Consider the following 13,814-nt stretch of genomic DNA (forward strand, 5'->3'; position numbering starts at 1 on the left):
GATTTGGCTCAGCCTCCGCATCGACCTGCACCAATCTGTGGTTCTTGAACGCTAGCGGTGCCAAAATGGTTTGTCATCAAGTGTTTCGGTGAGTGAATGGGATGCGAACCAACCCCAGAAATCCGCCTGCTTACGCTGGCATCCCGAGCAACGCGCCTACCGCGTGTTCTGGCTATGTTGCCATCGATATCGTTCGGAACGCGCGATTGGGTTTTGGCGGGGTTCGGCGGCAGACCATTGAAGTGTAACAGAAAAATGGGACCGAACCGAAGCGAGCGAGGTTCGCCCAAACTGAGACTGAGGGCCATTCTGAGCCCAACTTCAGCCAGGCGGCGCGTCTATGAGGTTCGGTCGGTTCCCGCAAACCCCTTTGATAACACGGAAAATTCCGTGCTCGTCAGGGCGGTGTCACTGGTTCGCAATGGGGATAATGGCGGAGGGGATGGCTCACGCGCCCAACCCTCTCTCGTGCCTACGTCGGACTCCGAGGGACTGGCGCGAAACTTAGCGCAAATCTGACGCCCATTGGCGTAATGCAGCCTGCTCGACATGTCTCGGTGCGCGCCAAACCCGCCGAGCAGCTTCGCGGTGGACAATGGGATGGGCCTTGTCACCAACCGACCCAAGCACATCCCAAACAGCGACTCGCTAGCGGTCCGTGTTATCTCAGAGAATAAGCACTACCCAAAAAACGAAAGAACGGCCGACGAGGCCCATATCGTCGGCCCCGTCCGTTGGTTCGCGCGGGGGATTGAGAAAGTTATCATAGCCAAAGCCAAATCATCAGGTCAGAAATCACTCTAAGCTTCAACGGCGAAGTTATTCAAATCTAGGTAGTTGTATCTATCCGAATTTGCGATTGGCGGCGTTTCATAGACGTGTTTGATGAAAGCGTTCCAATACATGGTACTGGTCCGAGAAATCACGTCGTTCAGAACCTCAATCTCGCGATCAGCAAGCTTGTAAGCTGGACGATCTACGTTCCTCAGATGGATCTCGAGTTTACTATCACCATAGGCATTCTTAACCTCTTTAACTACAAACCTTGAATCTGAGGAAACGCTTTCAATTACATCGTCAACATACGGACCAAAATTATGGAAATACCAACGGATTGGAGTCATTTGACGCCCCTCCATCTTTGCAAACTCCCAGTCTGCAAGATACACCAGCTTTGTAAGCCTCGTTTTAGATAGCTCTGACTTGTGCGGGTAGTTCTCGCAGAAGTAGGCGGCTATGTCAGCAATTTCAGCCATCATCACTCCTCCCCAGGATCCGGACTAAATTCACCATGTAGAGCACCGAGATGCCGCACCAAGCGCGAAACATTTAACGTCTCACTTTCGATAGCGTTATCAATATCTTCCCTCTTCAGAACGCCAACATCAACGCTCTCGTATACCACAATTCCGATCCTCTTGCCAGTATCGTGATCTTCGAAGGCTCTAGCATAGAAATATTTCGAGGACATTGACAACGCTTCACCCGGACAACCGCAACCTTCCGTTGCAAGCGCCGCATTCATAGCCTCCGCAAACTCATCTGAGCTTGGATCCAGATCAATTTCAACTTCTTTTCTGCCATGATTTAGCCAGGCCGCCCCAACAACTCCCTCTTCGATGGGCACACGTATTCTACCGCCCTCCTGATAGGCATGCGTCGACGAAAATCGAAAAATCTGCCTCAAGTACTTATCATCATTTGCCTGTCGCCTGTAAATTGTCACTCGACAGCGATGATCGAATCCAACAACCCTTGAGGTCAGCATATATTTCAGGGCACTTCCCAATGTCTCAAAATAATTACTTTTGCTCTCAGCGTGTGCTTGCGTTTCAACCCTGAGTTCCTTTCTCAAGGAAGAAACGGCCTTCCTTTCGCCATCAAGAAGGTTTGATCTATACTTGGACCGAAATCCATCAAACTTTCCGACAAGTGATACCAGCAGGGCAATGCCGAAGTAAGGAATGGGGGTCGAAAAATCTTTCCAATGCGCCTGTATCGCCTGAAATGCGCTGGTTGCTACCTCTTCATCAGCATTTGGCATTGCTGATTTCAGCCAAATGCCCAGAAAGACGGTAATTGCTGCAAGCGATACCGTCGCTACAGATTCGAGGATCGACAACCAGTAGGCCTTCAAGAATTTCATCAGCTTCCCGTATAGTGTCGATAACATTGGTCATTCGTGGAGGGCGGCACTCCGCCAAAGACACTATCCACGACTTAATAGCTCGACAACTCCCAGTTTCAGCTTGAATTTCATCACGATGACCAGCGAACACGGAGCAAACAGACTTTTTAGGTTCTTTCGTCATGCCCGACGACATCACCTTTACGCCGCCTGTCGAGACGCTCACGACTGATGACCGGCTCACTGAGATGCGCAAAGTTACGCCCGTTGGAAAATCGACGGCTCAGCCCGACCCGAAATCATCCCGAAACCGGTCGATCTGGTGCATGCGCTCGTGCAGGATGGTCACGATCCCGATGTCGCCATTCGATAGATGACGCCAATAGACGAAATGGCGCTCAAATCGAAAGAAAAACCCCTCAACGCCGAATTCGGCCGGGATCGGCTTTGATGCGACGCCGTGGGCCGCGATCTTGTCGAAGGTCGCAAACAGACCGGTGATATATTTCTCAGCCTGATCATCACCCCACCTGTCACGGGTGTAGCGATAGATGTCATCAAGGCGGTGGGACGCCCCTTCCTGGATACGGATGGTGGTCACCGGATCAGGCTGGGTTCCGCGCGATCACCTCGGCTGCGGTCAGCGGTTGATACGTCTCCTCCGAGGCCGCGAAGGCATGGGTCAACTCGGCCTTCAGGCGGCTGAAGGCCTCCTGCTCCGCCCTCTCCTTGTCACGCCGGATCAAGTCGCGGATGTATTCGCTGACGTTCTCATAGGACCCGTCATCGCCCACATTGGCCGACACGAAGTCACTCAGGGCCCCACCAAGGCGGACGGTCATCGTGGTCGTTCGGGACATGGCGCAGCACCTCTCACTTCGCGTGTATTCAATATAACCAAAAACGAACGCAAAACAAGAGTGAGCTGCGCCTTCCGGATGCCGATCATCGTTCGCCTCTCAATCGCCTGCCTCCTCGACAATGTGGCGGCCTGCAAGTGCAAGAACAACGTAGAGCACAGCATCCGAATGCCGCGCGAGGGCGATCAGATGGTCGCCGCTCGGCCCCCGCTCGCCCGAAAACCAGTATTTCACGGTGCGTTCGCTGGCACCCGTCCAGCGCATGGCCGTTTTGATTGCCCTGTGTGTGTCGTCCAACTCTTCGTGCAGAGCCATCGCTATGGCAGTTCGATAATCGGTTGGTTCTTCGACCAGGTGCACAAATGTGCCCATCTTCGGCACAACTGTGCCCATCTTCACGCGCATTTTCACGTCCTTCTTCGTTAAACAATTGAAGAACCATGAAAACGGCGGGATTCGATTTTGTTCGGTGCGGGTCATTGGACCGCGCTTGACGGGCGCTACTGATTTTAGGAGCGCAGCAATGAATTGTAATTTGAGGAATGACTGCCGGGCAAACGGAAAGACCTTGCCCGTTTCAGGAAACGACTTTCCAGACGCGTTTGCGCAGGATGGAAAAATTGAAACCAAAAAAGGCTGAAAAGGGAAACCCGATTTGAATAACGGTCGATACAACAGCGAGGACAAAGGCGACGCGGCCGGACATGATATCCCGGCGGTCGCCTATGTGCGGATGTCGACCGATCACCAGAAGTACTCGACTGAGAACCAACTCGACATCATTCGGGATTACGCCACCGCCCGGGGCCTGCAGATCCTGCGCGTCTTCGAGGACTCCGGTCGGTCCGGGTTGCGGTTGGACGGTCGTGAGGCGCTGCAGAACCTGATGGCCGAGGTCCGAACCGGTCAGGCGGATTTCAAGGCCATTCTGGTCTATGACGTCAGCCGCTGGGGCCGGTTTCAGGATGCTGATGAAGGGGCCTACCACGAGCATATCTGCTCTCGCGCCGGGATCCGGGTCCACTATTGCGGCGAGCAGTTCGAAAACGACGGCAGCATCGGCTCCAACCTTCTGAAAACCGTCAAGCGGGTGATGGCGGGCGAATACAGCCGCGAGCTTTCGGTAAAGGTTTTCGCGGGGCAATGCCGTCTGGTGGAGCTTGGATACCGCCAGGGCGGTGCGGCTGGATATGGGTTGCGCCGGGTACTGATCGACGAACACGGCAACCCGAAGGGTGCCTTGTCCCGCGGCCAACAGAAGAGTTTTCAGACCGACCGTGTCGTTCTCGTTCCGGGCCCTGAGCAGGAACAGGATGTCGTGCGCCGCATGTATCGGATGTTCGTCGAGGATGGCTGCTCGGAGAGTGAGATTGGGGGAACCCTGAATGCCGAGGGGCATCTGACGGATCTTGAGCGGCCGTGGTCCCGGGCATCCGTTCACCAGGTCCTCACCAATGAAAAATACATCGGCAACAACGTCTACAACAAGGTGTCCTTCAAGCTGAAGCAGAGCCGCGTGGTGAACCCGCGCGAGATGTGGATCCGGGCGGAGGGCGCCTACCCCGCCATCGTGGACGAAGCGCTGTTTCTGCGCGCACGCGAAATCGTCGACGCACGCAGCCAGCATTTCACGGACGCGGAACTGCTCGAAGCCCTGCGCGCCGTGCTGAAACAGAAGGGCGTTCTGTCCGGACTAATCATTGATGAACAGGATAACGTGCCATCCTCCAGCGCCTTTCGGAGCCGCTTCGGCAGCCTGCTGCGCGCCTACCAGATGATCGGCTACGAGCCGGAGCGCGACTATCGCTACGTCGAGATCAACCGGGCCTTGCGGCAGGCCCACCCCGGCATCGTAGCCCGGATCCTCGACGGGGTCGCGGAACGTGGAGGACAGGCGGCGCAGGATCCGGACACCGACCTGATCCGCATCAATGACGAGTTCACGGCGTCGGTGGTGTTGGCCCGATGTTTCGAGACGCAGGGCGGTTCCCTGCGATGGCGCATCCGTCTCGATACTGGCCTGGTGCCCGACATCACGATTGCCGTGCGGATGGACGAATTGAACGAAGCACCACGCGATTATTACCTGCTGCCGAGCATCGACATGACCATGGCCAAGTTGAGGTTGGCCGAGCAGAACGGGCTGTCGCTGGACGCCTACCGCTTCGACACGCTCGACTATTTTTATGCGCTCGCTGGCCGGGCCCGGATCACGGAGGCCGCCTGATGGCCGACGACGCCCAAGACATTGCCCAGAAACACGTCACTCTCATCCCCACCGACCGAATTCGCATCCTCAACCCCCGCGTGCGCAACCGGCGCACTTTTGAGGAAATGGTCGAGAACATCGCGAAAATCGGTCTGAAGCGACCAATCACCGTGGCGCAGCGCGCCGGGACAGATCCTGCGGAATATGACCTCGTCTGTGGCCAGGGGCGGCTTGAGGCGTTCATGGAGCTTCAGCAGGATGCCATACCGGCCATTATCATCGACGCCGACGAGAGCGACTGCCTGGTCATGAGCCTGGTGGAGAACTGTGCACGACGCCAGCACAATCCGATCGACCTCATGCGTGAAATCGGCAATCTGCGCAAACGTGGCTACAATGATCGCCAGATCGCAAACAAGATCGGGGTCACGCCAGACTATGTTGGCATGATCGCGGGGCTTCTGGAACGCGGGGAAGAACGGCTGGTCTCAGCCGTAGAAACCGGCCTTCTGCCGCTGAACCTCGCCATCGACATCTCAAAGACAGACGCCGAGGGCGGCCAGCGCGCTCTGATGGACGCCTACACCCAGAAGAAGCTGCGCGGCAAGAAACTGGCCGCCGTGTGCCGTCTCATCCAGCAGCGCGACGCACAGGGTCCGCACCTTCATCGCAACCGCTATGGCAGAAGCGACGGCACCAAGCGGCCCCTGACCAGCGACGCGCTTGTGCGAGCCTATCAACAGGAAGCGGAGCGGCAGAAGATACTGATCAAGAAAGCCGAACTGACACAAGGCCGCCTGATGTTCGTCGTGGAGGCGTTTCGGTCGCTTCGCGATGATGACCACTTCCTGACGCTCCTGCGCGCGGAGGGGCTGGATACCCTGCCCACCTATCTCGGGCAATCAATGGATGCGGGAGCGGCAGAATGAGCCGGGGCAAGCGCAAAACCCCGGACACGGTGACGCTTGGCTTCGAGAGCGATTGCGTCACCGTGCCGGTAGCGGCCGTCCTGCCCGTGCGCGCCCTCAGCGCATCCGTCAAATCCAGCCGCAAGTACCGCCAGATAACTGCATCCATCAAAGAGGTTGGCCTGGTCGAACCGCCGGTCGTCACGCGATCCCCAGGTGAGGAAGGCACCTATATGCTGCTGGATGGGCATATCCGGATCGAGGTGCTGAAGGATCTCGGCATCGAACGGGTCGAATGCCTGATTTCCACCGACGACGAGGCTTTCACCTATAACAAGCGGATCAGCCGTCTTGCGCCCATCCAGGAGCACAAGATGATCCGCAAGGCTGTTGAGCGCGGTGTCTCCGAGGAAAAGATCGCTCTGGCCCTTGACCTGAACCGACAGAGCATCGTGCGCAAAGCCAAGCTTCTTGACGGAATTTGCGAAGAGGCCGTTGCCATCCTGAAGGACAAACACTGCGCGACCGCCGTGTTCGAAATCCTGCGCAAGATGAAAGCCATGCGCCAGATCGAGGCGGCCGAGCTGATGATGAATGCTAACAATTATTCTCCGGCATACATCTCCGCAATTCTGGCGGGAACGCCCCAGGCACAGCTGGTGAACACCAAGAAACCCAAGAAGATGAAGGGCATCACCCCGGAGGCCATGGCCCGCATGGAGCGCGAGCTGGCCCGCCTGCAGGAAGGCATCACCTCAATTCAGGACTCCTACGGCCAGGACCATCTGCAGCTCACCGTTATCAAAGCGTATCTTGGAAAGCTGCTCGGGAACGCCCGGGTCGTGCGGTACCTGATACAACATCGGCCAGAGTTTTTGACAGAATTTCAAGCGATCACAGATATGGCCTCGACCCTGCCGCCAGAGGCGGATTAGCCAAAACTGCCAGATTTGATGCGGACCCGGACCCGACAAGCGCGGGGACCGCAGGAGACGCCGGACAGTGGGCCGGATCGAGCGCGGCGGTGGGGATGGCGGCGAACCCGTTCGGAGCCCACCAGGTCGGCCGAGGTTTCGCCGACCGCGCGACCGCACATGTGGTTGCGACATCTGCAGGCGTGCCGAAGGTTGGCGCGGATCGGCACGCCTGCTTCACTTCCCGTTCGTTTCGCCAAAACGGGCCCTGCCCGCGCAAACTCCCGAAATTACGCAGGATTTCGATTGAACACGGCATACCTCCCCGCTAGCGTGCAGATAGCACAAAAAATGGTCGCGCATATTAATCAAACGCGCCGAGTCGGGAGTGCGAAGTGGATAGTGACAAGTCGGAGCTTCGTTGGGGAGTCGCGCAGCGCCTCGAGTTCATCGAGTTTCGATTGTTTTGGGAGGGGCATGTGAACCGCAGCGATTTGATGGAGCAGTTCGGGCTATCGGTGAACCAGGCGTCCGCCGACCTGAACCGCTATATCGGCTTAGCTCCGGACAACATGGTCTACGACAAGAGCGCGCGGACATATGTCCCCGGCCCCGACTATACACCATGCTTTCTGAAACCTGATGCGAGCCGCTACCTCGCGCAGCTTCGCTCTTTGGCTGACGGCATTATGGATGGTGACGACACATGGATCGCTGAACTGCCGTCATATGATGCCGCGCCAACGCCCGCCCGTGGGGTGAACCCGATCACTCTACGATCCGTTGTCGGCGCCATCCGCCGATCCGAGGCTATCGAGGTGAAATACCAGTCCCTCTCGCGCCCCGAGCCGAGCTGGCGGTGGATCGCGCCTCACGCCATCGGGTTCGACGGCTTCCGATGGCACACACGGGCGTTCTGCAAGACCGACGAGGTCTTCAAGGACTTCTTGCTTTCACGCATCCTTCAGACGGGAGGTGTTGAAGCAAGCGATCTCACGGATGCTTCCGATGCGGACTGGCAACAGCATGTCACGCTTGAGATTGGCCCCCACCCTGAACTCTCCGAGAACCAGAAGAAGGTAATCGCTCTGGACTACGGGATGCGCGGCGGCAAGTCCAAGATCAAGGTAAGGCAGGCGTTGCTCTATTACGCGTTAAAACGACTGGGGCTCGACACCGACCCTTCAGCAAGAAAGCCTGAAGAACAGCAGATTATTTTAATTAATCGCGATGTCATCCTTGGCGAAAATCCCGTTGGGCACGTTTTGTAGGAGCTGACATGAAAGCGTTTGAGTTCGACCATCATCTCATCAACTCCTACGAACGGTTTTCCCGGTCGTTCAGTTCTATTCGCTCTGAGGATCTCCGAGATGAGATCGATGCGCAATACGATGCCGGGCGCTTCTGGCCAGATGCCCTTCTGTCTTTAAACCCGCAGTATGAAGACAGCCAGACAATCGATGATCTAGTAACCTCTGGCGTCTTGGATGAAGGAACCGGGAAAGTCTTTAGATTCGGCGAGTCTGCGTTGATCCTTCGCAAACACCAAGCGCAATCAATTGCGAAAGCTAAATCTGGCAAGAGTTTTGTGGTCACAACTGGAACTGGTTCCGGCAAATCACTGTGCTTCTTCGTGCCCATCGTCGACGCTATCATTCGTGCGCTAAGAGCAGGCAAGCCACGCAGGACCCGGGCCATAATTGTCTACCCAATGAATGCGCTCGCGAATAGTCAGTTAAAGGAAATCGACAAGTTCGTCAGTCAATCTGGATTGCCCGACTCCCTGAAACCGGTGGTCAAACGCTACACAGGCCAAGAGAGCCGAGAAGAGCGCTTGAAAATCGCGGCCAACCCGCCGGACATTCTGCTGACGAACTACATGATGGCTGAGCTGCTGCTTACCCGTCAGGATGAACTCGACTCCCAGGTCATCAACAACGCTACCGGCCTAGAATTCATCATCCTCGACGAGCTTCACACTTACCGAGGCCGCCAAGGCGCCGACGTTGCCGTACTTGTTCGCAGGCTGCGCGACCGTTGCGCACCGGATAAAGCCCCCATCTGCATCGGCACGTCGGCGACCATGGCCTCCGAAGGCTCCGATGAAAGCAGGGCGATGGCTGTTGCGAAGGTCGCGACGCGCCTGTTTGGTTCGGATATTGGGCCGGACGCGGTCATTGATGAAACCCTGCAGCGTGCAACAGATGACTCGATTGACCTCGCGCAAGCCAAGGCTGGCCTCGCAGCAATCCTGAACCAACCGTTGCCGGACAACTTGAGTGATGAAGTTCTAAAGAGGCATCCGTTGGCCGTTTGGGCGGAGCTTGCGCTTGGACTCGATGACGGTTTGGAACTCAAGAGGAAAAAACCTATCCCCTTCGAGGACGCGGTCATGCGCCTCGCCGACGATAGCGGCGTTGAGGCAGGCCAATGTCGAACAGCGCTCGAAGCGTTCCTGACCCGCGTCAGTCTGCCCGAACACGAACGTGGAGGACCAGGTGAGGTCGCGTTCCTCGCGTTCAAGTTACATAGATTCATATCTGGGGCTGGCGAAGTTTTTACGACTTTGGCTTCGCGGCCACGGACTGTGCTCTTCGAAGGGCAGCTCGAGGATCCGGATTCCCCCGGCGACCGTCTTTATCCAACGCGTTTCTGCCGGAACTGCGGGCACGAGTATCACGTCGTCACAAAAAGCGACACCGACGGTCAAATCAAATTCTTGCCCCGGAACATTGATGACACGCCGCTGGAAACTAATGACGACGACGTCGCTGGTTACCTTTGCCCGATCCCAGAAGCTGATCCGGAATTCGCTTTCAACGGAGATCTGGACAGTTACCCGGAGAGTTGGAGGGAAGAACGCAACGGCATTGAACGCCTTAGGTCGTACCGGAAAAAGCGGGCGCCAGTGTCCTATGTCGTCGGCTCGGATGGTCGGCACGGTGCGGGAGGAAAGGATTTCTGGTTCATACCGGGAAAGTTTGCGTTTTGCCTATGCTGCCAAGATGAACCGAACCAAGGCATGCGGGAACGAAGCAAGCTGGCGGGCCTTTCTGGTGAGGGACGGAGTTCGGCTACGACCCTGCTGATTTCGAGTGCTCTTGAATGGATGAACCATCCGGAAAGTGGCGTTCCAGAGACAAAGAGAAAGCTTCTTGGATTCACCGATAATCGCCAAGATGCGGCGCTACAGTCTGGGAACTTCAATGACTTCCTATTTGTGAGCCTGCTGCGTGGAGCAATTCTCCGCGCGATTATTGCTGCTGGGGACGAAGGGCTTACCGAGGATGAATTTGGCCTGAAAGTCGTCAAGGCTCTTGGTTTTACGTCCGCCAATAAAGACGCACGTGCCCACTGGATGCTTGATCCTTCCTCAGGTGCCGTCATTCGAGAAGATGCACAACGAGCGCTCGCAAAGGTTCTGGCGCACCGGGTCTGGACGGATCTTCGGCGCGGTTGGCGATATACCAATCCGAGCTTGTTCGTCTTGAACCTGTTGGATGTTGAGTTCGTTGGCCTCAGAGACATTGCTTCGGACCGCGAACGCCTGAGGACCGTGCTGCCAGAGCTGGGCGAACTCGACGAGGAACAACGAGCCGAAGTGTTGAAAAGAGTCCTCGGCGCGATGCTGGAGGGCCTCGCGGTCAACACCGAAGCGCTGGACCTGACGGTTCTTGACGGTGTCGCTCAGAAATCGCGATCTCTGCTGCGGTCGCCTTGGGCAATTGATGCGAAAGAAAATCCACGTGGGCGTTCATCTCTGCTTTTGCGAGCCCCCGGAAAGGGTGTCATCGGCCTGCGTGAAGAGCAGACTCTTTTGCGTGCGGGCCACAACTCGCGCATCGCTCGATTGATCAACAAAAAGAGCGTCATCGGCACGAAGCTCGGGAAAGAAGACTACCTCGAGTTCTTCTCGCGTCTTCTCGAGCTGCTTGCAGACGAAGGCGTGGTCGCCCCAGTCGAACTGGATGCGGATCTGGTCGGATGGCGGTTGACACCATCGGCCGTCAGGCTCGTCCCAGGCGCAGCCCTCTCAGATGAGGGCAAGCGCGGGAACCGTTACTTTCACGATCAGTACGCTTCCATCGCAAACGATCTCGCCTCCGGCCAGAGCGCATACTGGGGGTTGGAGGGCCGCGAGCACACCGCGCAGGTATCGCAGAAACAACGCGAGTGGCGGGAGTGGCGCTTCAGGTTCGAAGACGATGACCGCGCCAACCTCAGCACGTCAGAATATCGGGCCGAGATACGAGCTTCAGGTGAGTCCGACCAGTTTCTGCCCGCATTGTTCTGCTCGCCTACGATGGAACTGGGCGTTGATATTTCGGCTCTGAACGCCGTGTATCTTCGCAACGTCCCACCGACTCCAGCAAATTACGCACAGCGCGCTGGTCGCGCAGGACGTTCGGGTCAGGCGGCGGTCGTCGTAACGTACTGCGCATCCGGCTCGCCACATGACCAGTATTTCTTTGATCGCCGTAACGATATGGTTGCAGGCGTTGTCCGCCCCCCCCGCTTTGGACATTACCAACGAAGAATTGGTGCGCTCGCACTTACACGCCGTTTGGCTCGCCGAGGCGAAACTCGCCCTGAAGCCCGATATTCCAGATATCCTTGATCTTACAGGTGCCGACTATCCGCTCAAAGAAGAGGTTCTGTCTGTAATCTCAAAGTCCGATCTCGCCGCGCGGGCACGTTCTCCTATGAAGCGGGTGCTGGATCAGATCTTGGCGGCGGACGACGGTTCAGCACCAGTTTGGATGGGTGAGCCCGAAGAGTTTGTTCTCCACGTGGCGATGAACGCGCCAAAGGAGTTTAATCGAGCGTTTGATCGCTGGCGCGAACTCTACGACTCTGCACGTACACAACTGGCGAAGGCTAATAAGCAATCAGAAATTACGGGGTTATCTGGCTCTGATCGCCGCAAGATCAAGGCCGCGCAAATGCAGGCGAGCGACCAGTTGGCGATCCTTGAACAGGGAAAAGCTTCTAACGGGTCGGACTTCTACTCGTACCGCTACCTTGCAACCGAAGGCTTTCTTCCGGGGTATAACTTCCCGCGCCTGCCACTTTATGCGTTTGTGCCGGGGGAAGGAAAAAGCGGCTCGTTTCTATCACGCGCGCGCTTCTTGGCGATTTCCGAATTCGGACCCCGGAGTCTTATCTACCATGAAGGCCGGGCATATCGTGTCATTAAAGCGAAGCTCCCTCCTCAGGCGCGCGAAGGCGACGGATCAGAGCTGGCCACGAAAGACATCTACATCTGCCCGATCCGCCTCGCGTGTCAGCGTGGAGGCCGTGCTTCCACCTGACGTCATTGGAATGTTCGTACTGATGCCGGGCGAGGTTTAAGCATGGCCCGCAAACCCATTACAGATATGTCCGCATGGCCGTCGCTAAGCCTCGAGGGCAATCTCATCGCGCCCGCCATGATTGCAAAGATCGATCAACGGGCCGCGCCCGAACAGGCGCCGGAGAACTACTCCGTTCGAAAGGGCCTGACGATCCGCGAAGAAATCTCGACGGCTTTCCGCGTCGGGCAGTCTCATTTCGATGCATTTGCCAAGATCGAGACACCAACTCAGGATGCCACACGTCGCTTTGTTTCGGGCCTCTTCAAGGAAACCTTCGGATACGACGATCTGCAGGCTGCTGACGCGCCCATCGCCCTGATCGCAAGCGGGCGCGTGCCGTTCGTCGTGGTGCCGACGTCCGAAACGCTCGACCGTCGCAGTCCGACCCTGTCTGTCGACCGGTCCCGCTCACCTGCGTTCGCCCTTCAGGATTACCTCAACGACAAGGACGAGGCGCTTTGGGGAATTGTCACCAACGGCACCCATCTGCGCCTCATGCGGGACAACGCCTCGCTGACGCGCCCGGCCTATATCGAAGCTGACCTGGCGCAGATCTTCTCGAACGAGGACATCGCCTCCTTCGCCGTCCTCTGGCTGCTGATCCACCGATCCCGCTTTGGCAACGAAAGCGCACCCGCCACCGATTGTCCGCTTGAGCGGTGGAGAGAGACCGGCTCAAAGGAAGGTGAAGCGGCCCGGGATCGCCTTGCCGGCCTGGTCCAGATCGCACTCAAGGTTCTTGGCTCCGGTTTCCTCGAAGCCAACCCCGACCTAGCCACCAAACTGAATACCGGCGACGTGAACCTCACCGAGTGGTTCAACGAACTCCTGCGCCTCGTGTACCGCCTGATCTTCCTCATGGTGGCCGAGGACCGGAACCTCCTGCACCCCACCAACGCCAAGACCGACGCCCGCGCGCTTTACGCCCAAGGCTACTCCCTCGCGGCCCTGCGCAAGCAATGCTACCGCGCCGCGACCTGGGACAAGCACCATGACCGCTTTGAGGGCGTCAAGATCGTCTTCCGCGCGCTTGCCAATGGCCAGCCAGCACTCGCCCTCCCGGCGCTCGGTGGACTCTTTGCAGACGACCGGCTGCCCCACCTGGAAACCGCCCGCCTGCGCAACAAGGCTTTTATGGAGGCGCTCTACCGCCTCTCCTGGCTATCTGACAAAACCGGCATGGTCCCCGTAAACTGGCGCGCGATGGAGACGGAGGAGCTGGGCTCGGTATATGAGTCCCTCCTCGAACTGCAGCCCCAGCTGGGCGACGACGGCAAGACGCTCGTCTTTGCTTCCGAGGCCGCCGAGCAGCAGTGGACCTGTCGCGGTTTGATGCCGCTCCTTTGATAGCATTTACTGCAGCAAAGGAGACTGACTATGGGACTGAAACGGACGGACGAATTCCGCCAGGATGCGGTGCGGATCGCGCTGACCAGTGGGC

At 57.4% G+C, this 13,814-nt stretch carries 12 protein-coding genes; 7 read left to right on the forward strand and 5 right to left on the reverse strand.

Annotated elements, in window-relative coordinates; all coding sequences use genetic code 11:
- Positions 1–800: 800 nt before the first annotated feature.
- From C8265_RS19030 to C8265_RS19050, 5 genes are all read right to left on the reverse strand, one after another.
- A complete protein-coding gene (locus C8265_RS19030; RefSeq protein ID WP_108485587.1) occupies positions 801–1,256 on the reverse strand; it encodes a Panacea domain-containing protein in 456 nt (151 codons plus the stop codon).
- A gap of 2 nt (positions 1,257–1,258) precedes the next feature.
- A complete protein-coding gene (locus C8265_RS19035) occupies positions 1,259–2,146 on the reverse strand; it encodes a hypothetical protein (RefSeq protein WP_126623210.1) in 888 nt (295 codons plus the stop codon).
- 265 nt (positions 2,147–2,411) lie between these two features.
- Positions 2,412–2,729 carry a type II toxin-antitoxin system RelE/ParE family toxin gene (locus tag C8265_RS19040; protein WP_108485581.1) on the reverse strand — a complete coding sequence of 106 codons (318 nt, stop codon included), beginning with the start codon at positions 2,727–2,729 and terminating at the stop codon, positions 2,412–2,414.
- Between the two features lie 4 nt (positions 2,730–2,733).
- Entirely contained in the window at positions 2,734–2,988 is a 255-nt protein-coding gene (locus C8265_RS19045; RefSeq protein ID WP_108485582.1) for a ribbon-helix-helix domain-containing protein, read from the reverse strand.
- A gap of 99 nt (positions 2,989–3,087) precedes the next feature.
- Positions 3,088–3,393 (reverse strand): XRE family transcriptional regulator, encoded by a 306-nt coding sequence (locus tag C8265_RS19050; RefSeq protein ID WP_206050377.1) that lies wholly within the window; start codon positions 3,391–3,393, stop codon positions 3,088–3,090.
- 250 nt (positions 3,394–3,643) lie between these two features.
- Between C8265_RS19050 and C8265_RS19055 the strand changes: the two genes are divergently transcribed.
- The 7 genes from C8265_RS19055 (at position 3,644) to C8265_RS19080 (ending at position 13,720) form a co-directional block, all read left to right on the forward strand.
- Complete coding sequence (locus C8265_RS19055; RefSeq protein ID WP_108485583.1) at positions 3,644–5,215, forward strand: recombinase family protein; 1,572 nt, start codon at positions 3,644–3,646, stop codon at positions 5,213–5,215.
- Positions 5,215–6,126 (forward strand): plasmid partitioning protein RepB C-terminal domain-containing protein, encoded by a 912-nt coding sequence (locus C8265_RS19060; protein WP_108485584.1) that lies wholly within the window; start codon positions 5,215–5,217, stop codon positions 6,124–6,126. The genes C8265_RS19055 and C8265_RS19060 overlap by 1 nt, the downstream gene beginning before the upstream one ends.
- The gene (locus C8265_RS19065; protein WP_108485585.1) at positions 6,123–7,040 is read left to right on the forward strand and encodes a plasmid partitioning protein RepB C-terminal domain-containing protein; all 918 of its coding nucleotides are present in this window, start codon (positions 6,123–6,125) and stop codon (positions 7,038–7,040) included. The genes C8265_RS19060 and C8265_RS19065 overlap by 4 nt, the downstream gene beginning before the upstream one ends.
- Before the next feature lie 374 nt (positions 7,041–7,414).
- The gene (locus tag C8265_RS19070; protein ID WP_108485586.1) at positions 7,415–8,290 is read left to right on the forward strand and encodes a BrxR family helix-turn-helix transcriptional regulator; all 876 of its coding nucleotides are present in this window, start codon (positions 7,415–7,417) and stop codon (positions 8,288–8,290) included.
- Between the two features lie 8 nt (positions 8,291–8,298).
- Entirely contained in the window at positions 8,299–11,637 is a 3,339-nt protein-coding gene (locus tag C8265_RS19075; protein ID WP_240611151.1) for a DEAD/DEAH box helicase, read from the forward strand.
- Positions 11,561–12,331: a hypothetical protein gene (locus tag C8265_RS19855; protein WP_240611152.1), complete on the forward strand. Its 771-nt coding sequence runs from the start codon at positions 11,561–11,563 to the stop codon at positions 12,329–12,331. Before C8265_RS19075 ends, C8265_RS19855 begins: the two co-directional genes overlap by 77 nt.
- Positions 12,332–12,373: 42 nt before the next feature.
- Positions 12,374–13,720, forward strand: coding sequence for a hypothetical protein (locus C8265_RS19080; RefSeq protein WP_240611153.1), 1,347 nt, complete (start codon positions 12,374–12,376; stop codon positions 13,718–13,720).
- Positions 13,721–13,814: the final 94 nt, after the last annotated feature.

The sequence above is a fragment of the Oceaniglobus ichthyenteri genome (genome assembly GCF_003057885.1).
Taxonomy (GTDB): Bacteria; Pseudomonadota; Alphaproteobacteria; order Rhodobacterales; family Rhodobacteraceae; genus Oceaniglobus; species Oceaniglobus ichthyenteri.

What these genes read in the sequence shown, in the direction of transcription:
- C8265_RS19045 (WP_108485582.1), bottom strand. Translation starts at nt 2,988, where the DNA reads ATGTCCCGAACGACCACGATGACCGTCCGCCTTGGTGGGGCCCTGAGT.
- C8265_RS19050 (WP_206050377.1), bottom strand. Translation starts at nt 3,393, where the DNA reads ATGCGCGTGAAGATGGGCACAGTTGTGCCGAAGATGGGCACATTTGTG.
- C8265_RS19035 (WP_126623210.1), bottom strand. Translation starts at nt 2,146, where the DNA reads ATGAAATTCTTGAAGGCCTACTGGTTGTCGATCCTCGAATCTGTAGCG.
- C8265_RS19030 (WP_108485587.1), bottom strand. Translation starts at nt 1,256, where the DNA reads ATGGCTGAAATTGCTGACATAGCCGCCTACTTCTGCGAGAACTACCCG.
- C8265_RS19080 (WP_240611153.1), top strand. Translation starts at nt 12,374, where the DNA reads ATGGCCCGCAAACCCATTACAGATATGTCCGCATGGCCGTCGCTAAGC.
- C8265_RS19060 (WP_108485584.1), top strand. Translation starts at nt 5,215, where the DNA reads ATGGCCGACGACGCCCAAGACATTGCCCAGAAACACGTCACTCTCATC.
- C8265_RS19075 (WP_240611151.1), top strand. Translation starts at nt 8,299, where the DNA reads ATGAAAGCGTTTGAGTTCGACCATCATCTCATCAACTCCTACGAACGG.
- C8265_RS19065 (WP_108485585.1), top strand. Translation starts at nt 6,123, where the DNA reads ATGAGCCGGGGCAAGCGCAAAACCCCGGACACGGTGACGCTTGGCTTC.